This is a genomic window from Aminobacter niigataensis, assembly GCF_946995915.1.
GTDB classification, from domain to species: Bacteria; Pseudomonadota; Alphaproteobacteria; order Rhizobiales; family Rhizobiaceae; genus Aminobacter; species Aminobacter niigataensis.
Window position 1 is genome coordinate 1,445,786 of sequence record NZ_OX341517.1, and the last position, 18,385, is coordinate 1,464,170.

An 18,385-nucleotide genomic window follows, 5' to 3' on the forward strand; every position below is an offset into this window, starting at 1 on the left:
GGAACGTCTTAAGCCTGAAGCCGAGCCTTGGCAGCCTGGGCGGCTGCCTCGGCGGTGATGCCGAAATGCTTGTAGAGGTCTTCGATCGGGGCGCTGGCGCCGAAGCCGTGCATGCCGATGAAGATGCCGTCGGTGCCGATGAAGCTGTCCCAGCCCATGCGGATGCCGGCCTCGATGGCGATCTTGACCTTGGCGTTGCCGATCATCGCCTTGCGGTACTCGGGGCTCTGCTTTTCGAACAGCTCGAAAGCAGGCACCGAAACGACGCGGGTCGGGTGGCCGGCGTCCTGCAGCAGCTTGCGGGCACCGAGCGCGATCTCGACCTCGGAACCGGTGGCGAAGATGGTGACTTCGGCATCGCCCTCGGCGGTGGCCAGTTCGTAGGCGCCGTAGCCGCAGAGGTTTTCCTCGACGAACTCGGTGCGCACGGCCGGCAGGTTCTGGCGGGTGAGCGCCAGCGTCGAGGGGGTGGTGCGGTTTTCGAGCGTCAGCTGCCAGCATTCGGCGGCTTCGGTCGCGTCAGCCGGGCGGAAGACGATGTGGTTGGGAATGGCGCGAAGTGCTGCGAAGTGCTCGACCGGCTGGTGCGTCGGGCCGTCTTCGCCGAGACCAATCGAATCGTGGGTCATGACGAAGCCGACGCGGATGCCCATGAGGGATGCCAGGCGCATCGCCGGGCGGGCATAGTCGGAGAAGCACAGGAAGGTGCCGGAGTAGGGGATGACGCCGCCATGCAGCGCCATGCCGTTCATGGCTGCCGCCATGCCGTGCTCGCGGATGCCGTAGTGGACGAAGCGCTGGCCGTAGTCTTCGGCCGAGATCGGCTTGGTCTGGCTGGTCTTGGTGTTGTTGGAGCCGGTGAGATCGGCCGAGCCGCCGATGGTCTCGGGCACGACGCCGTTGATGACCTCAAGCGCCATTTCCGACGACTTGCGGGTGGCGACCTTCGGCTTGTCGGCGGCGAGCTTCTTTTTGTACTCGGCGATCGTGGCGTCGAAATTGGCCGGCAGGTCGCCGCGCATGCGGCGCTCGAACTCGGCGCGAACTTCGGTTTCGGCCTCGGCGAGACGCTTTTCCCAGTCGTTGCGCTTCTTGGCCGAGTTGAGGCCAGCGAGACGCCAGGCGTCGAGGATGTCCGAGGGGACTTCGAAGGCCGGGTAGTCCCAGCCGAGCGCCTTGCGGGTGGCTTCGATTTCGGCAGCGCCGAGCGGCGAGCCATGGACCTTGTTGGTGCCGGCCTTGGCAGGCGAGCCGAAGCCGATGGTGGTCTTGGCGGCGATCAGGGTCGGACGATCGGAACGCTTGGCGACCTCGATGGCGCCGGCAATGGCCTCGGGGTCGTGACCGTCAATGGCAATTGTGTTCCAGCCGGACGCTGCGAAGCGGGCGAGCTGGTCGGTCGAGTCGGCGAGCGAGATCGGGCCGTCGATCGAGATGTTGTTGTGGTCCCAGAAGACGATCAGCTTGTTGAGCTTGAGGTGACCGGCAAAGGACAGCGCTTCCTGCGAGATGCCTTCCATGAGGCAGCCGTCGCCGGCGAGCACGTAGGTGTAGTGGTCGACCAGCTTGTCGCCGAACTGGGCATTCATGATGCGTTCGGCGAGCGCCATGCCAACCGCGTTGGCGAGGCCCTGGCCGAGCGGGCCGGTGGTCGTCTCGATGCCGGCGGCGTGGCCGTATTCGGGATGGCCGGCGGTCTTGGAGCCGAGCTGGCGGAAATTCTTGATCTCGTCGAGCGTGATGTCCTCGTAGCCCGAGAGATAGAGCAGCGAGTAGAGCAGCATCGAGCCGTGGCCGGCCGACAGCACGAAGCGGTCGCGGTCGTGCCAATGCGGGTTGGCCGGATCATGCTTGAGGAAGCGGGTGTAGAGCACGGTTGCGACGTCGGCGGCGCCCATCGGCAGGCCGGGGTGGCCGGAATTGGCCTTCTCTACGGCATCGATGGACAGAAAGCGGATCGCATTGGCCATCCGGTCGTGTTTTTCGCGCGAGGACATCGTCCCTCCCATAACCCTTGGAAAGTGGGGCAGTGGGAGCCCCGGAAAAGTGCGCGACACATAGCAGGCATAGGGCTTGAGTCAATAAATCGGTGCGTTTTCGCACCCCCATTGCGGCGCCAAGTCACGCCTGCGTGCCTTTCCGATATTCGCGCTCGTGCGGTTATTGGGGGAAAGGCCTAACAGCTTTGTTGACGCCTCCTTCAACCGGTGCCTAATGTTTCACGCATAACGCGTTCTGAAACGTGCGCGATTCGGTGATGGGCGAGGGTCTACGGGAGCCATGACCGGGGATACGACACTCAGGGAAGTCATTGGCCGGCTTGGCAGGGCGATCGAGACGCTCGAAAGTGCGGTCGCTGCTCGGCTCGAGCACGAGCAGGACTACGGCGAGGCCGAAGCCGAGGTTCAGCGCATGAATGCCGACCGTGCCCGCCTGGCGCAGGAGCTCGACAATTCCGAAGCCCGCGCCGAAAGGCTGGAAGAAGCCAACAAGGAAGTCTCGCGGCGGCTCGTGACCGCCATGGAGACAATCCGCGCCGTTCTGGACAGGTAGGATGGAGATGGCGCAAGTCACTGTTACCATCGACGGCAAGCAATACCGCATGGCCTGCGACGAAGGGCAGGAAGAGCATCTGATCGATCTTGCCAACCGCTTCGACCGCTACGTGCTGCACCTCAAGGACTCTTTCGGCGAAATCGGCGACCAGCGGCTGACGGTAATGGCCGGCATCATGGTGATGGACGAGCTTTCCGAGCTGCAGAAGCGCGTCAAGGGCATGGAGACCGAGGTCCTGACGCTGCGCAAGACGCGCGACGACGCGCTGACCAAGGCCGACAAGAACGACGCAGCGCTGACCGGCGCGCTGGGCTCACTGGCCGAGCGCATGGAACAACTGGCGCTGAGTTTGGTGAAGAAGGGTTAGGGACGGGCTTCCACCTTCGGGGGAAAGTGGAGACCAAAACGAAAAACGCGCCGGTTTTGCCGGCGCGTTTTTTTGTTTGGTGAAGCCTACAGGATCAGGCGTCGATGGTGCGGAGCGCCTGGGCCTGCTTCTTGGCGGCGGCCTTGACCGCGTCCTGGACCTTTTCGAAGGCACGGACCTCAATCTGGCGGACGCGCTCGCGGGAGATGTCGAACTCGGCCGAAAGCTCTTCCAGCGTCAGCGGCTCGTCGGAAAGGCGGCGTGCCTCGAAGATGCGTTTCTCGCGGTCGTTGAGCACCGACATGGCGCTGGCGAGCATGCCGCGGCGGTTGTCGAGCTCGTCCTGCTCGATGAGCATGGTTTCCTGGCTGTCGTGGTCGTCGACCAGCCAGTCCTGCCACTCGCCCGACTCGCCTTCGCTGGCGCGGATCGGGGCGTTGAGCGAGGCGTCGCCCGACAGGCGGCGGTTCATCGACACCACCTCGGCCTCGGAGACATTGAGGCGGGTTGCGATCTCGGTGATGTGCTCGGGCTTCAGGTCGCCGTCGTCGAGCGCCTGGATCTTGCCCTTGACCTTGCGCAGGTTGAAGAACAGACGCTTCTGGTTGGCGGTGGTGCCCATCTTGACCAGCGACCACGAGCGCAGGATGTATTCCTGGATCGAGGCCTTGATCCACCACATGGCGTAGGTGGCGAGGCGGAAGCCACGCTCCGGCTCGAATTTCTTGACGGCCTGCATCAGGCCGACATTGCCTTCCGAGATGACTTCGCCGATGGGCAGGCCATAGCCGCGATAGCCCATGGCGATCTTGGCCACGAGACGCAAATGGCTGGTGACCAGCTTGTGGGCGGCGGTGGTGTCCTCATGCTCATTGTACCGCTTGGCGAGCATGTACTCTTCCTGCGGCTGGAGCATCGGAAAGCGGCGGATTTCTTCCAGGTAGCGGCTGAGGCCGCCTTCGCCGGAGACGATACTGGGTAGTGACTGGGCCATATAGCGCCCTCCCTCTGCACGAGAAATGCCCCCTGATCCAGGCGAGCATGTGGCGCGGCTGCCGAATGCACTGTCGCGCCATGGGTTTTATACAGGAACAAAACCGGAAAAGACACGATTTGTTCAATGCGAAACAGTGTGTCACGCCAAAGTGAACAATGCGAGTCAGGTTTTCTGATCGGAGGTTCAGAGATTCCGAAAGCCTTCGACCAACTCCCCCATGTCGCGAGGCAAAGGCGCCTCGAACCGCATGATCAGATGGGTAGCCGGGTGGCGAAATGCAAGGAGTCTGGCGTGCAGAGCCTGGCGCGGAAACGCCTGGACGGCGGATTTCAGCGGCTCGGGCAGGCGGTTGGACTTGGTGCGGAAGGCCTGGCCGTAGTCGGGATCGCCGACGACGGGGTGGCCGATATGGGCCATGTGGACGCGGATCTGGTGGGTGCGGCCGGTTTCCAGCCGGCACTCGACCAGGCTGGTGGCGGCAAACTCCGCCTGCCCGGTGCCGAAGCGCTCCAGCACGGTGAAGTGGGTGATGGCATGGCGGGCGTCGTCGCGATGCTCGGGCACGACGGCGCGGCGGACACGGTCGGCATGGCGGCCGAGCGGCGCATCGATGGTGCCGGTCAGCCGCTGCGGGATGCCCCAGACCAGCGCGTCATAGGCACGTTCGAGGTCGCCGGTGCGGCCATGGTCGGCGAAGGCTTCCGACAAGGACTTGTGGGCGCGGTCGGTCTTGGCGACGACCATGACGCCCGACGTCTCCTTGTCGAGGCGGTGGACGATGCCCGGCCGCTTGACGCCGCCGATGCCCGACAGGCTTTCGCCGCAATGATGGATCAGGGCGTTGACCAGCGTGCCGGTCCAGTTGCCGGCGCCGGGATGGACGACGAGGCCGGCAGGCTTGTTGATGACGATCAGCTCGTCGTCCTCGAAGAGGATGTCGAGGGCGATCGCCTCGCCTTCGGGCTCCGCCGGCTCAGGCTCGGGCATGTCGATGGCAATCTGTTCGCCTGGAGCGAGCTTGCGCTTGGCTTCATTGACGACCTTGCCGGCAACGCGAACAGCGCCCTGTTTGATCAGCGCCTGGACACGGCTGCGCGACAGATCGGGCGCGAGGCGAGCGGCCAGCCACTGGTCGAGCCGCAGGCCTGCGGCATCGGCGTCGGCTTCGAGCACTATCAAAGTGCTTGTCGCTTCGCTATCTGATGCGCTCATACCAATTGTTCCGGAAATTTTGCCATGTCTCGGCCCGCCATTGAAGAAGAAGACAAGCCGCTCGACCCGTCGGTTGAGCGCGTCCGCAGGAAACTCATCCGCTTCTTCATCATCAATTTGGGGCTGTTGTTCATCGCCCTTATGGCCGTCATTGGCGGCGTTGTCTACAAATCGCGGACGGCGCCACCCGCTGCCGCGGTTGCGGGCGGCGAGATTGCCGTGCCGGCGGGCAGCCAGCTGACCGGTGACATCATCCTGCCCGCAGGCGCAAAGATCGTGTCGCAGGCGCTGTCCGGCAACCGCATCTCCATCGACGCCGAACTTAGCGACGGCAGCCGATCGATCTTCGTCTACGACATTGCCCAGCGCCGGCTGATCGGCCAGTTCGCGGTCAAGGCGCAGTGAGCGGATTTCCTGCCTCCGGGCGGAAGGTTGCCACCGTTGCGGTGGTGGTCGCGGACTATGACGCCGCGATCGCCTGGTACGGCGAAAAACTCGGCTTCGTGCTTGTCGACGATGTCGATCTCGGCGGCGGCAAGCGCTGGGTGACGGTCGAGCCGGGCGGCGGGCAGGGGGCGCGGCTGCTTCTGGCCAAGGCCGACGGCGCCGCACAAGCGGCCGCGATCGGCAACCAGACCGGCGGGCGGGTATTCCTGTTCCTCGAGACCGACGATTTTGCCCGCGACCACGCGCTGATGCTGGCCAACGGCGTCGAATTTCGCGAAACGCCGCGCCACGAGGCCTATGGCACGGTTGCGGTATTCGCCGATATCCACGGCAATCTGTGGGATCTGATCGAACCGAAGAGAGCCCGTTCGTAAATCCGCCCTGCCGGTCATCTGACGCGGCTTTCTGCGCTTCCGGTGCTCACGTACTATTAGTACGCTTCGCTCCGGTTCTCGAAATCCGAGCCATATGCCTCGGCATGACGAATTTTCAAACAGACTCTTCACGAAAGGGCTGTTGCTTTTTCGAAAACGCCAGCCTATATCGCCGATCTCGGCTGCGCCCATCGTCTAGCGGTCAGGACACCGCCCTCTCACGGCGGGAACAGGGGTTCGATTCCCCTTGGGCGTACCAAGTTTTCCAAGCACTTGCTTTACTTCGGGCCTGGGCCGTCAAACGACGGTGAAACAAGGCTCCCAAGCTGGCGCTCGCGATCGTGCGGCCCTTGCTCGCATTGGCTATCGTCGATGTTTATCGTTGCCGGTGGACGGAGCGCTTCATACGATGCCACCGAAGCGCCGAAAGACGCTTCGGGGGTGCTGTCGACGGCCATTCACTTGGTTGTCGCGGTCTGCTCGATGATGGCGGCAACAGCCTCGGAGGCGACAGGTAGTAGCTGGGCTTGGACTTCCAGGCCGGATCGGTGACTGCGCCGGCCAGCGCTTCGACACCCCCCGGAACCTGCGAGTCGGCCATGAAGGACGCTACATCGGCGTCAACATCAGCGGCGAAGGAGGCGGCGAACTTGGCTGAACCATCGACAAAGCCACCAAGGCGGCGCCGAAGGCTGGGAAGGCCAAGTAGGGTCTTGTTGCAAACGCCAAGATTCGTGCTTGCGCTGACCGGAAACAGAATACGATCCCCTCAGTGAAGAGGGGATCGCACGCAATATGTGCGCGTTAGCGCAACATCACTCCAGTTCACCATCCGGCATGGTAACATAGATCAGTACGCCGATGATGGCTGTGTAGAACCTAAATGCGGCGTCCTGGCCATTCCAGCTGTCCGACTGCCACATAACGAACCATTGGCCGCCAACCACCATGAAACCGAAAAACCAAACCATGAAGCCGACACCGGCGGCCGCGTGCACCTTGCTCTTTGCCTTGTTAAAGCTGGCAGCGGTGCCATTCCGCGCCCGAAACAAGGCCCAGGCGCTCAGTGCAAAAAGCACACAAGCCATAGCTTCGCCAGCGATGATCAGCCAGTAGCCGAGATGCCAAAGAGTCTCCGCAGTGATGGCACGATACATCAACGCATTGCCCGGGAACGTCGTGTCCATGCTCAGCACATGGCGGACGAAGTTATAATTTGAGCCGTAGTCGGTGATGTTGTTGAAGACCACAAGAAGCGTGAAGGCGGCCAGCGAGAAGCACATCCCTATCTTCGTAATTCGAGCATTCATCGTTTTCCCCCAAGTTTTCGTTTTGACTCGAGAAGAGCCCATCACCTTGCCGGGTGATGTGATCACAAAATATGATCATGAAACGAGATCAGTCAAGCTGTATCGCTTGCTGCGATGCGAGAGGAATCGACTGTAAGAAAACTCGCCCTCCTGCCGTTTTGCAGCAGGATTTGTAACCGGTCGCCGCGATCTACTTAGATGCTCACGGCACCAACATCCGCGAGATTACCGCACACTGGCACGATCGTTCTCAACCATGCCGCCCTTGCACTCTTGCCTCCGGTCACTGTCGGTGCGCCCCGATGGCGGCGTAGGATAAAGTCCGTGAGATCAGCGAGGCCGGCAGGTTTCATGGGCCATTCATCAATCGAACGGGCGCATGTGAACGGGCAGGCATGAAGCCTGCCCGACACGTTCATTTGGTCCGGCAGCGGCCCGTCTTGGTGGTTTCCTTGTCACCGTCGTCGTAGGCGATGCCGACTTTCTCGCCGGCCAGGGAGGTGATCGTGCCCTTGTACCACTCGCCGGCGCCCTTGAAGTTGCACTCGACCTTCGTGCCGATCATCCAATCGTAGGGACGAACCTTGCTGAGGCTGGTCGTTTCGCGCTCGTTGTCGTCGTATCGAACGGTAATGGTGTCACCCTGCACCTTTTCGATGACGCCTGCGAACCAATAGCCAGAACCCTTGTAGTTCCCCAGAACCCAGTCACCGGCCGTCTGGGCGCCGGCGGTGCCGATGGTGGCGAGAATGGCGCCTGCAGCCAGTAGAACTGAAACATATCTTTTCAAAATATCACCCTTGGGATTTCACCCCAGCCCCCCATTGAGCTGCCAGCAATGCATATTTGAGCTGATCTGAATGGACGATGAAAATTGCCGCGCCGAGCCCAAATAAACTGGCTGGCGACGGTGCCGAACCACACGCAGCTGAGGCAGTCTCGCCCCAGCCTCAGACCGGCGGGAGAAGTTCGCCCGGACGCGGTACATCCGTCTCGACGGTTCGCCCTGGCGCTCCGGGTTCGGACAGTCCTCGCTCGGTCTCGGTCTCGGTCTCGGTCTCGCGATCGTGGTCGAACTGCCTTGCCTCAGGCAAGGCATGTAGCCAGTTCTCCCTGCGACCAACCCAGAGCTCATACTCCGGCGTCAGATCGGTGGGTACGACGTCAAGGCTGCCAATCATGACTTCGGCCTCGTCGTCGTGGACCCATGTCACGCGGCTGCCGCAGGTCACGCAGAAGCTCCGGTTGCCATATGTGCTGGTCTGGCCCGTTTGTTCGAAAACCGAGATGGGCCAGACGGCATAGGCGGAAAACGCCGAACCGCTGGTCTTGCGGCAATCCGCGCAATGGCAGATTCCCACCCGCAGAGGTCGCCCGGTGACGCGGAACGTGACGGCACGACAGTAGCAGCTGCCAAATCGAACGGTTTCGTCGATACGGTCGTTCATGGCGGGGTTCCTTTCCGGTTCACCCGAAACCTAGCCCGGAAAACGCTTTGGCGAAAAGACGGTTGCATCGGCAGCTCGATACCCGGCTCTACCGGCCGCAGATGCAGAATCTGGGTTAACGCTGCGGCCACGCTGCGCCCAACTCATACGATGGGGTGACTTGGGTAATACGATGGGGTGACGGGGGCGAACGCAGGCAGCTTGAACCACTGTCGGCAGGCGGATTGCGGAACCTCGCCTGCCGACAGGCGTTGCGTGGGCAAAGGAGAACGCTGCCATGTTTCGAGCGCTAGCACTGCTCATCGTCGGATATGCCGCCTACAGGATGGGTCGGGAGTTCATTGCCAGCGTGCCATCGGACTTCGACCCTGTCCCGGCGCCATCGGCCCAGCGCAAACGTCGCCGCAAGCCGGCCGCGAAGCCAAAGGCCGAGGCCGCGGCGACCACTCACTGAGGCTGCGCGCCAGCCTCAGTTGTCGTGCCTGCGGGGCGCAGATTCGGCTTGCGCGCCAGGCCGAGCTTCTTCGCAAGGTCCGAGCGCCTTACTGTTGGCCGTGATTTTGGGCCGGCCAACCATATCCTTTCTCGGATGGGCCGTTGAGCTTGAGGTGCTGAAGCCTGTCCCATGCATCAAGGAAGCTGGGCCGGCTGTCCGCGTTGACAGCCCAAATGACCAATTGAGGCCCTTCCACTTTCTCAAACCATTCCGAGGTTCGGTTGAGGAAGGCACCGTGCATTGTGTTGAATGTATAGTCCCGCAACGCTTCAACGCCTTGCCATACGGACACCGTTGCCGACATTCGATTATCGAAGCCTTTTGAAGACAACTCCGAAGTAATCACCCCGTCGGGAATCCGCCAGATGAAGCCGGGATGCTGTTCGGCCAGTTCGTAGACAGTTGCGAGATTGCCCATAAATTCGCGCGCGCGGGCATCGTTCGGCGCAAATTTCATTCGACCCCAGTTCATTTGAGCGATAGCCATTTGTTCATCCTCACTGGACCGACGACATCGCGAGAATAGCCACGCATTGTAAATCAGGTTGGATCAGTCAGTAAAAATCGGGCTTGTCGTTGTGAACAATTGTTAATTAGCCCAGCCCAGCCAGGCTTCGTCCGATGGGCTTTTGGGTTTGGTAACGCTGGTGGCGCCGCCGGCAAAATCGCTACTTCATCTCCACCCACACCGGTGCGTGGTCGCTGGCGTCGTCGCGGCCGCGGATGTCGCGGTCGATGCCGACCGTCTTGAGGCGTTTTGCCATCGGCTTGCTGAGCAGCAGGTGGTCGAGCCGGAGGCCGGCATTGCGCGGCCATCTGTTCCGCCGGTAGTCCCAGAAGGTGTAGACCGCCTCGCCGGGGAAAGTCTTGCGCACCGCATCGGTCCAGCCCTGGTCGAGCAACTGCCGGAAGGCTGTGCGGCTCTCGGGCTGGACGAGCGCGTTGTCGTCGTAGGAACTGGTCGCGTAGACGTCGAGCGGGCCGGGGGCGACGTTGTAGTCGCCGGCGAGTACGACCGGGACGCCGGCGGCCAGCAAGGTCGCCGCATGCGCGTTCAGCCGCTCGTGCCAGGCAAGCTTGTAGTCGAATTTCGGGCCTGGCTGCGGGTTGCCGTTGGGGGCGTAGAGCGAGGCGACGAGCACGCCGCCGACGGCCGCCTCGACATAGCGGCTCTGCGTGTCGCCGGGATCGCCCGGTAATTCCCATTGGGTGACGACAGGTTCGGCATCGCGGGCGAGGATCGCGACGCCGTTCCAGGTCGACTGGCCGCGCCATACGGCGCCATAGCCGGCCGCTTCGATGGCTGCGCGTGGAAACTGGCTGTAGGCCGCCTTCAATTCCTGCAGGCAGACGACATCGGGCTTCGCTTCGCCCAGCCACGCCAGCAGGTTTCCGAGCCGGCGGTTGACGTTGTTGATGTTGAAGGTGGCGATCTTCATAGCGCCGCCGTGGGTTCTAGGCGCCGAGCCGGGCCGCCCAGGCCGCGACGGTTTCGCCTGTCGTCTTCAGGTGGTCGGCGGCCGAAAAGCCGGAGATGCTTTTGCGCGGCTTGAGGTCGTGGTCGCCATCCTCGAGCCACAGCAGTCCAATGCGGTCGGACAGATCATAGTTCGCGACCTCGTCGCGGGTGCCGAACTCGTCGCGCGTGCCCTGGACGATCAGCGTCGGCGTCCGGAGGCCGGCGAGGTGTTTGGTGCGGAGCTGCGTCGGCTTGGCCGGTGGGTGAAAGGGATAGCCGAGGCAGAGCAGCCCGGCGATCTTGCCGGCATCGAGCATCTCGTCGGCGATCATGCTGGCGACGCGCCCGCCCATCGATTTGCCGCCGATGATAAGCTTCCCCTTTGCACCGAGTTCATCGATGGCGGCCCTGAATTCCGGATTGAGCGTTTCCGCGCGCGGCGGCGGCTTGCGACTGCCCGTCCGGCGCGCCGCCATGTAGCCGAACTCGAAGCGGACGACGCGCAGGCCGGCTGCGGCAAGTGCTGCGGCCGTTGCCGTCATCGAGGCCGAATCCATGGGCGCGCCGGCGCCATGGGCGAGCAGGATGGTGACGGCTGCGTTTTCCGGGCCGTCGAACAGGAAACTCGATTCCATCTAGCTTGCCGTCCGTTCCTTCAGTCGCAGGTCGGCATACTGGATGCCCTTGGCCGCGGTCCTTGCCCATTCCGAGGTCGCATCGAGCCTGAGATAGGCTTCCCACCAGCGCCGCGCCTCGGCGAGATCGCCGGCCTCGTAGGCAAGATTGGCGAGGTTGAACATGGCATCGGCATAGGCCGGATCGAGCGCGATCGCCTTTTCGAGATGGCGGCGTGCGGTGTGGGACTTGCCTTCACTGGCGAACAGGCCGGCAAGGTTGAACCAGGCCTCGACGAATTTGGGGTCGAGCTTGATCGCCCGCATGTAGCCCTGAATCGCCTCACTGCCCATGCCGGCCGCGCGCAGGCAGTTGGCGCGGTTGAAGGCGGCGACGCTGTCGCCAGGGTCGGCGGCAAGGCAGCGCCGATAGAGGGCGGCGGCCTCGTCGTAGCGCCCGTCTTCTTCCGCGTCTTCGGCCAGCGCGAACAGATCCTCCAGCTCGGCGTCGCCGGTGCGGCCGAGCGGCAGCAGGCGTTGCCCGTCGAGTTCGGCCAGATCGGCGCCGAGGCGGGCATAGATCGTGTCCTTGCCGTCGGCCTGGAGCGAGAGCGCGCTCAGCTGCGCCACTGCGCCGGAGCGGCGAACCGAGCGGGCGATGGCGCTCCAGGTCGAACCGCCGGCGAGCAGCGCGGCATATTTCCTGGCCAGGATCAGGTCGCGAAAGGCATAGGGTTCGGCGTCGCTCTCGAAGGCGTCGAAGAGCGACAGAAGGTCCAGTTCGCGCGGCGCAAGCTTGGCCTGGTCGAGCAGGGATTGCCGCGTCATGCCGGCACCCTCGACCTGGTCCAGCAGGCCTAGCGCCCGCAGGAAGCCGTTTTCGCTGAGGACGGGACGGCCCGAAGCCGCGGCAGCGTCGAAGCGGGTCTCCAGCCTCGCCTCGTCCGATTTGTGCAGGAGCGTGCGCCCGAAGACGACATGGGTGGTGCGCCGGGTCACGCCATGCTGGAGCTCGCCGCCCTGCCGCGCCACCTCGCGGACGGCGAGGCGGCGCGGGAAGGCTGCAAGCGCACCGATCATTCCGTAGATACGGCCTTCGTTCACTTCTTGCCCTTGGCCTGCTTGCCTCCCGCGATCGCGGTCAGCTTGGCCGCCGGCTTCTCGGCCGGTTCGGCCTTGGTCTTGCTCTTTGCCGGCGGCTTGGCCTGGCCGAGGCTCGCCTTCAGCGCATCCATCAGGTTGATGACATTGCCGCGCTCGGGTGCGGCGGCGATGATCGGCTTGTGACCCTTCAGCTTCTCCTTGATCATGTTCATCAAGGCGATCTCGTAGCGGTCTTCGTAGTTCTTCGGATCGAAGGTCGTCAGCTTCTGCTTGATCAGCGCCTCGGCGAGTTCGAGCATCTCGGGGTCGGGCTTGCCGGCGGGGATGTTGCTGAAATATTCGGCGGTGCTGCGCACCTCGCTCGGGTTGCGCAGCGTGCAGACGAACATACCCTTGTCGCGCGCGCCGATGGTGACCACGCGTTCGCGGCTCGACAGCACCAGCCGCGCGATCGCCAGCTTGCCGGACTTGTGCAGCGCCTCGCGCAGCACGGCGAATGTTTCCTCCGCCATGGCTCCGTCGGGGGCAAGATAGTAGGGCGCGTCCTGGTAGATGACGTCGACGGAATGCTCGTCGACAAAGGCCTCGATGTTCATCGTGTGGTTGGATTCGATCCTGACGCTGTCGAGGTCGGCTTCGTCGATGATGACGTATCTCTTGTCTTCGTATTCGTAGCCCTTGACCAGGTCGGTACGTTCGACGAGGCCGAGCTCCGGATCGACCGGCTTCATGTTGATCCGGTTGTGGGTGTCCTTGTGCAACTGATTGAAGCTGATGCGCTCGCTGGAACTCGTTGCCGGGTACAGCCGCACCGGGCAGCTGACGAGGCTGAGCTTCAGATATCCCTTCCAACTTGCCCTGGGGGCCATGCTTGTCTCCTACGCGAAACCATAAACAGACTAACGTTTGGCACTGATTGCAGTCGTCAGGTCGCGGGCGTGGTCGCCGATGTCCGCCCAGGGATCGCCTGACCTGGCCACGAGGCCGGGAAGCGAAGAATAGTTCAAATCTTCCGGAGCGTCGATGGACTCGAGATCGTTCCAGCCAAGAGGTGTCGAAGCAGGCATGCCAGTGCGTGCCCGAAGAGAATAGGGCGCGGCCGCCGTTGCACTGCGCGCATTACGGTGGAAGTCGATGAAAATGCGCTTCTTGCGGTTGTCCTTGCCCATGACGGTGGTGAAAGTCTCTGGGGCGGTGGCTGCAATCAGCGACGAGATTTCGCTGCTTGCCTGATGGAATGGCTTCCAGCCGAGTTTACCGGTGGTCGGCACCACGACATGGATGCCGCGCCCGCCGGATGTCTTGACGAAAGGCACGAGACCGAGCTTTTCCAGCTCGCTGCGCACGTGAACGGCGGCCTCCACGACCTCGCGCCAGCCGATGCCTTCGCCAGGATCGAGGTCGAAGACGACACGGTCGGGCTTGTCGAGATGCTTGCGCAGGGCGCCCCAGGCGTGGAACTCGACGACGCCGAACTGCGCCAGCGCGAGATAGCCCTTGGCGTCCTCGACCGATATGTAGCTCTTGGTCTCGCCCTCGGAATTCTTGGTGTCGAACGAAGCGATCGTCGGTGGCATGCCTGAAAAGGCGTGACGCTGGAAGAAGCAGTCCTGCGGCCGGCTGCTCGGACAGCGGAACAGCGATACCGGCCGCCCCAGGATGTGGGGCAGCATGAAATCGCCGATGGCGGCGTAATAAACCGCGACGTCGAGCTTGGTCGGCCCGGCCTTTCCGAGCACCCGCCGCGTCGGATTGGTGATCGAAATGCCGGCGAGATCGGCATCCGAGATCAGCCGCTTGCGCGGCGCGGCGGCACTCGCGGTGAGCTCCGCCTCGCGCAGGCCCTTGAACACGGCGTGCCGCAGCGCGTTGTCGGTGGTGCGGTTGGCATAGTGGATATGGGCGTTCAATACCGGACGCACTGGGATGACCTCCTTCGGCGCACCATCGAGCTTGTCCGCACCTTCCCGCAGGGCTTCCAGCCGGTGCAGCAATGACTGCAACGTCTCAGCGTCGAAGCCGGTTCCGACCTTGCCGCGATATTGCAGCTCGCCGTCGACCCATTCGCCGAGAGCGAGGGCCGCAAGCCCTTCGGCTGCCTGCGATGTCGTGTAGCCGGCGATGACGAAGTCGTCCTTGTCCAGTGCCTTGGTCTTGGACCAGCTGTGCGAGCGTCCGGAGGTGTAATGTGCCGAGGCCCGCTTGGACACCACACCCTCGAGCCCCATTTCGGTCGCCTGGTCATACAGCGCCTGGCCGTCGCCCTCGACATGTCCGCTGAGCTGCAGCGCCGAGCGGCCGTCGACATGGCCGGCAAGCAGCGTTTCCAGCATGCCCTTGCGCTTGCTGAGTTCCGTGCCCGTCAGGTTCCAGCCATTGAGATGGAGAAGGTCGAAGGCGTAGAAAACCAGGAGCTCGTCATGCCCGCTGGCCAGCGCGTCCTGCAAGGCCGCAAACCGGCTGATGCCCTTGTCGTCGAGCACCACGATCTCGCCATCGATGACGGCTTCGCTGCACGGCAGGTCGCGAAAGGCCGCCGCGAGCTTGCCGTAGCGCTTCGTCCAATCGATGCCGCTGCGGGTGATCAGCTTTGCCGTGCCGCCTTCGAGATGCACCATGGTGCGATAGCCGTCGAACTTGATCTCGTGAAGCCAACCCTCGCCCGACGGCGGCTTGGGCGCCGCTGTGGCCAGCTGCGGTTCGATCCGCGCCGGCATCGGTGCCCGCACCGCACCCGCAAGCTTGCCGGGCTTGAGGTCGGCGGGCTTCGATGGCGGCTTTTTCGGCGGACCGGCCAGTTCCTCGATGAGCCGGCCGGTCTTCACGCTTTCGGGGCGTGCCTGGAGGATATCGAGTTTCTCGTCGGCGGCGGGGTCATGCTCCTTGAACAGCAGCCAGTTGTGCTTGTTCTCGTCGGGCTTCGGCTTCAGCCGCGCCAGCATCCAGCCGCCCTTCAGCTTTTCGCCCGACAGGCGGAACTTGAAGGCGCCCTTGGCAAGCGCCTTTTCGGCATCCTCCATCGGCGCCCAGACGCCGGTGTCCCAGACGATCATCGGCCCGCCGCCATATTCCCCCTCGGGGATCAGGCCCTCGAAGTCGATATATTCGATCGGGTGGTCCTCGGTCTCGACGGCAAGCCGCTTGTCGGCGGGGTTGAGCGAGGGGCCGCGCGGCACGGCCCAGCTTTTCAGCACACCGCCCAGTTCGAGGCGCAGGTCGTAGTGATCGGCCGTTGCATGGTGCTTATGGACGACGAAGCGGTTGCCATCGTGGCCTGCCAACGCGCCAGGTGGTTCCCGCGTCCTGGAGAAATCGCGCTTCTGCCGGTAGGTGCGAAGCTTTTCCGCTGCCATGCGCCTATCGCAGGCCGGCCGCGTCGTCGGACGCGGGCTCCAGTTCTAGCTCGCCCGGCGTCGCGCCATGCCGCAGCATGTCGAGCAAGTGGTCGCTGACATCGTAATAGCGGCCGGAAACGAGCACGCGGGAGATGGGTTGCCCGTCGCCGCGGAAACGCCTGGAACTGACGAAAACCTTCTGCCGGTTCAGCACATCGGCCACGGCCTTGCGCTTGCTGATCTGGTTGGCAACCGGTGTACGCATTGGCCTGAGGCTCCATGCAACGCTTGCGTGACTATCCTCCAAACCGCGGCGGCGATCAACGTGGCCGCGTTTTCTGCTGCCAAATGCGTTAAATCGGAGCGCAGGCCGGCAACAACGACGCACCCCCTTCCGGTAAGCGCCGCCATTTGCCTAAATAGCTGGACGACAATGGATTTGCCGGATTTGACCAGGAGACGCAGGACATGATTACCGGACCGATCTGCAAGGCAGCGCGTGCGATCGTGGAGATCAGCCGATCGAGACTGGCGCAGGCATCGAAGGTGGACGAGCTGGTCATCGAGGCGTTCGAACGCAAGATCTCCACGCCTGCCGACGACACCGTGCTGGCGCTGCAGGCGGCGCTGGAGAGCCTCGGCGCGGCCTTCATTGCCGAAGAAGGCGCGAATGGCGCCGGTGTCCGGCTCAAGTTCAGCAAGTCGGTGACGAAGCGGCTGTCGACGCTGGAAGGCGAGGGCGGCCCGGTGGCGAGCGACGACGTTCCCTGACCCGCCGGACCCGCGGTACGCTCCAGATGGCGATCAGCCGCGCCGCTTCGCCCTGGCCGCTGCTTTCGCCTTCATGGCGTCGGCCTCCTCCTCGGCGCGGAGCCTGGTGATCCGCTCGATCAGCTTCGCCGGTACCGGTTCAGCCAGCGAAAAGCGCAGCGTGCCCTTGCCGGCGACATAGGGCGCGACCTCGTCTCCGAGTGTTGCGACGAGGTTTTCGGTGACCGGATAGAGCGAAAAGTGCTCCTTCCAGCCGGAGAAGTAGATCACCCGGCCGCCGTGCAGCTTGTAGGCGGGAATCTGGTAGGAAATGACTTCTTCGGCCCCGGGCAAGGCATCGCGGATGATCTTGCGCACATGTTCGAGGGTAGGTTGGACGGTCTGCGGCTGCGCCGCGATGTATTCTTCCACGGACTTGAAATCGGTCTTGGCCATCGTTGCCTCCGGTGCGTCCGGTCATCGGAGCGCGGACTTGCGAAGCGACAATCATGGCAAATACATCGCCGGAGTGACAGCTGCCACCGCCCAATTTAGTGCTTTGAGATGTGTGGCGGAAACGTCACGCGACACCAGGGATCATGCGCGCATAACGAGTTTCCTATTTCAAATATACAACCTTAAGGATAGATGCGGATGCACTGATTTGGGCAATCCTGGGGTTATATCGATGATCAGAATTCTTCTCGCATCTACCTGCCTGTTGGCGGTTTGCGGCGGCGCGCTGGCAGCCGACGAGGTCGTCTACCAGCCGGGGGCGTCGACCTATAATTGGTCGGGCCTTTATGTCGGCGCAGCTGTAGGTCTCAACAAGTTGTCGGTTGAGGGCGGAGATGACGTTAGACGTTTCTCGGACGGCGGCGCATCCGGGGCGATATATGCCGGCTACAATCACCAGTTCGGCAACGTCGTGCTCGGCGTTGAGGCGGACCTGAAATTTTCCGGCGCGGAGGTCGAAGACTCCGCCATGTACATTCCTTACGAGGCTAGGCTCGCCGGATCCGCGCGTGTGCGCGCCGGTTACGCCCTGGGCACTTTGCTTCCCTACGTTACCGGCGGCGTGGCAATCGGCAGCTTCCGCGGCGACCATGGTGGGCAGGGCAATTCGGAAGATTTCGCGACTGAAACGCTGACCGGATATGCCGTTGGCGGCGGCGTGGAGTGGGCCGCGACCGAAAAGCTCATCGTGCGTGCGGAGTACATATATTCCGACTACGGAACGAATGACTTCGATTACTACAACGGCGATATCCATGACGCCGATATCCGCAGCCATGACTTCCGTCTGGGCGTCGCCTACAAATTCTGAGCGCGACATCGCATCGATGACAAACCCCGGCCATCGTTCCGGGGTTTTTGCCCGTGAGGCGGCAAGATAGCGCTCAAAGGTTGAACCGGACGGCCTGAAATGCGAAAAGGGCGCGCCACGGGGCACACGCCATCCAAACGCCGTTCGACCATCGACACCCTTCGGAAACGCATCACGGGGAGACCTCCGTTCTGATGCGCCTGATGGTGCTCGTGCTGACATGGGCGCTGCTGCTGTTGCCCTCGAGCTTCGGCGCGTCGCCTGTTGCGACCGTCGATTGGTCGGGCAAGCAGGCCGTCATCCGTGACGGCAACGTGGTGCTGTCGCTGTCGAGCTACGACCGCGGCCAGAGCGCCCTGCGCAGTTCCGACCCAAAACAGTCGGGCAAGACCTCGGGCGGTGCCGGCAAGGCGCTGTTCGAGGCGAATACCTGGCTTCGGGAACCGGAACACCAGCGGCTGGTTTCGGCGTGGCACCACGACGCCGCCGGGCCGGCAGAGAAGTTTGCAGCGTTTTCGGCCCGGGCGCCGCCGCCCGGCGCCTGACGACCTTAGCCAATTCTTCGCAGTGACTTGCAGACGCTCCCGGT

The 18,385-nt window shown here is 63.1% G+C and carries 22 protein-coding genes and 1 tRNA gene; 9 read left to right on the top strand and 14 right to left on the bottom strand.

Annotated elements, in window-relative coordinates; genetic code table 11:
- Positions 1-8: 8 nt before the first annotated feature.
- On the bottom strand, positions 9-1,997 hold the full coding sequence (tkt, locus tag O1Y97_RS06975) for a transketolase (protein ID WP_183262588.1): 1,989 nt from the start codon (positions 1,995-1,997) through the stop codon (positions 9-11).
- Between the two features lie 283 nt (positions 1,998-2,280).
- On the opposite strand from tkt, the gene O1Y97_RS06980 reads away from it, so the two are divergent.
- Both O1Y97_RS06980 and O1Y97_RS06985 read left to right on the top strand, forming a co-directional pair.
- On the top strand, positions 2,281-2,553 hold the full coding sequence (locus O1Y97_RS06980) for a DUF4164 domain-containing protein (protein WP_055974268.1): 273 nt from the start codon (positions 2,281-2,283) through the stop codon (positions 2,551-2,553).
- A 7-nt stretch (positions 2,554-2,560) separates the two neighbouring features.
- Entirely contained in the window at positions 2,561-2,923 is a 363-nt protein-coding gene (locus tag O1Y97_RS06985) for a cell division protein ZapA (protein WP_108609686.1), read from the top strand.
- Between the two features lie 94 nt (positions 2,924-3,017).
- Here O1Y97_RS06985 and rpoH read toward each other — a convergent pair whose 3' ends face one another.
- Positions 3,018-3,917 carry an RNA polymerase sigma factor RpoH gene (gene rpoH / locus O1Y97_RS06990; RefSeq protein WP_108606616.1) on the bottom strand — a complete coding sequence of 300 codons (900 nt, stop codon included), beginning with the start codon at positions 3,915-3,917 and terminating at the stop codon, positions 3,018-3,020.
- A gap of 186 nt (positions 3,918-4,103) precedes the next feature.
- Complete coding sequence (locus tag O1Y97_RS07000) at positions 4,104-5,132, bottom strand: RluA family pseudouridine synthase (RefSeq protein ID WP_318763565.1); 1,029 nt, start codon at positions 5,130-5,132, stop codon at positions 4,104-4,106.
- A 24-nt stretch (positions 5,133-5,156) separates the two neighbouring features.
- Between O1Y97_RS07000 and O1Y97_RS07005 the strand changes: the two genes are divergently transcribed.
- The 3 genes from O1Y97_RS07005 (at position 5,157) to O1Y97_RS07015 (ending at position 6,212) form a co-directional block, all read left to right on the top strand.
- Entirely contained in the window at positions 5,157-5,537 is a 381-nt protein-coding gene (locus O1Y97_RS07005) for a fimbrial protein (protein WP_108606618.1), read from the top strand.
- Positions 5,534-5,953, top strand: coding sequence for a VOC family protein (locus tag O1Y97_RS07010; protein WP_318763566.1), 420 nt, complete (start codon positions 5,534-5,536; stop codon positions 5,951-5,953). Before O1Y97_RS07005 ends, O1Y97_RS07010 begins: the two co-directional genes overlap by 4 nt.
- Positions 5,954-6,137: 184 nt before the next feature.
- Positions 6,138-6,212 (top strand) — tRNA-Glu (locus tag O1Y97_RS07015).
- A 556-nt stretch (positions 6,213-6,768) separates the two neighbouring features.
- On the opposite strand, the gene O1Y97_RS07020 is transcribed toward O1Y97_RS07015, so the two are convergent.
- The 3 genes from O1Y97_RS07020 to O1Y97_RS07030 form a co-directional block, all read right to left on the bottom strand.
- Positions 6,769-7,263: a DUF2165 family protein gene (locus O1Y97_RS07020; protein WP_318763567.1), complete on the bottom strand. Its 495-nt coding sequence runs from the start codon at positions 7,261-7,263 to the stop codon at positions 6,769-6,771.
- A gap of 415 nt (positions 7,264-7,678) precedes the next feature.
- A complete protein-coding gene (locus O1Y97_RS07025) occupies positions 7,679-8,053 on the bottom strand; it encodes a tudor domain-containing protein (RefSeq protein WP_108606649.1) in 375 nt (124 codons plus the stop codon).
- A 160-nt stretch (positions 8,054-8,213) separates the two neighbouring features.
- Positions 8,214-8,711: a GFA family protein gene (locus tag O1Y97_RS07030; RefSeq protein WP_318763568.1), complete on the bottom strand. Its 498-nt coding sequence runs from the start codon at positions 8,709-8,711 to the stop codon at positions 8,214-8,216.
- Between the two features lie 277 nt (positions 8,712-8,988).
- Between O1Y97_RS07030 and O1Y97_RS07035 the strand changes: the two genes are divergently transcribed.
- Positions 8,989-9,165 carry a hypothetical protein gene (locus tag O1Y97_RS07035; RefSeq protein ID WP_159091589.1) on the top strand — a complete coding sequence of 59 codons (177 nt, stop codon included), beginning with the start codon at positions 8,989-8,991 and terminating at the stop codon, positions 9,163-9,165.
- 88 nt (positions 9,166-9,253) lie between these two features.
- Here the strand turns inward: O1Y97_RS07035 and O1Y97_RS07040 are convergent, their stop codons facing one another.
- From O1Y97_RS07040 to O1Y97_RS07070, 7 genes are all read right to left on the bottom strand, one after another.
- On the bottom strand, positions 9,254-9,694 hold the full coding sequence (locus O1Y97_RS07040; protein ID WP_318763569.1) for a DUF3291 domain-containing protein: 441 nt from the start codon (positions 9,692-9,694) through the stop codon (positions 9,254-9,256).
- A 181-nt stretch (positions 9,695-9,875) separates the two neighbouring features.
- Positions 9,876-10,646 carry an exodeoxyribonuclease III gene (locus tag O1Y97_RS07045; RefSeq protein ID WP_318763570.1) on the bottom strand — a complete coding sequence of 257 codons (771 nt, stop codon included), beginning with the start codon at positions 10,644-10,646 and terminating at the stop codon, positions 9,876-9,878.
- Positions 10,647-10,662: 16 nt separating this feature from the next.
- Positions 10,663-11,301 carry an alpha/beta hydrolase family protein gene (locus O1Y97_RS07050; RefSeq protein WP_318763571.1) on the bottom strand — a complete coding sequence of 213 codons (639 nt, stop codon included), beginning with the start codon at positions 11,299-11,301 and terminating at the stop codon, positions 10,663-10,665.
- Entirely contained in the window at positions 11,302-12,360 is a 1,059-nt protein-coding gene (locus O1Y97_RS07055; RefSeq protein WP_318764162.1) for a tetratricopeptide repeat protein, read from the bottom strand.
- Between the two features lie 20 nt (positions 12,361-12,380).
- A complete protein-coding gene (gene ku, locus O1Y97_RS07060) occupies positions 12,381-13,253 on the bottom strand; it encodes a non-homologous end joining protein Ku (RefSeq protein WP_318763572.1) in 873 nt (290 codons plus the stop codon).
- Between the two features lie 30 nt (positions 13,254-13,283).
- Entirely contained in the window at positions 13,284-15,737 is a 2,454-nt protein-coding gene (gene ligD, locus O1Y97_RS07065; RefSeq protein ID WP_318763573.1) for a DNA ligase D, read from the bottom strand.
- Positions 15,738-15,741: 4 nt separating this feature from the next.
- The gene (locus O1Y97_RS07070) at positions 15,742-15,984 is read right to left on the bottom strand and encodes a hypothetical protein (protein WP_318763574.1); all 243 of its coding nucleotides are present in this window, start codon (positions 15,982-15,984) and stop codon (positions 15,742-15,744) included.
- Positions 15,985-16,187: 203 nt separating this feature from the next.
- Between O1Y97_RS07070 and O1Y97_RS07075 the strand changes: the two genes are divergently transcribed.
- Positions 16,188-16,490 (top strand): hypothetical protein, encoded by a 303-nt coding sequence (locus O1Y97_RS07075; protein WP_108606657.1) that lies wholly within the window; start codon positions 16,188-16,190, stop codon positions 16,488-16,490.
- A gap of 33 nt (positions 16,491-16,523) precedes the next feature.
- On the opposite strand, the gene O1Y97_RS07080 is transcribed toward O1Y97_RS07075, so the two are convergent.
- On the bottom strand, positions 16,524-16,925 hold the full coding sequence (locus O1Y97_RS07080; protein ID WP_318763575.1) for an iron chaperone: 402 nt from the start codon (positions 16,923-16,925) through the stop codon (positions 16,524-16,526).
- Positions 16,926-16,962: 37 nt separating this feature from the next.
- Here O1Y97_RS07080 and O1Y97_RS07085 point away from each other — a divergent pair, with 37 nt between their 5' ends.
- Positions 16,963-17,796 carry an outer membrane protein gene (locus tag O1Y97_RS07085; RefSeq protein WP_318763576.1) on the top strand — a complete coding sequence of 278 codons (834 nt, stop codon included), beginning with the start codon at positions 16,963-16,965 and terminating at the stop codon, positions 17,794-17,796.
- A 194-nt stretch (positions 17,797-17,990) separates the two neighbouring features.
- Positions 17,991-18,341: a hypothetical protein gene (locus O1Y97_RS07090; protein ID WP_108606660.1), complete on the top strand. Its 351-nt coding sequence runs from the start codon at positions 17,991-17,993 to the stop codon at positions 18,339-18,341.
- The last annotated feature ends 44 nt before the right edge of the window (positions 18,342-18,385 follow it).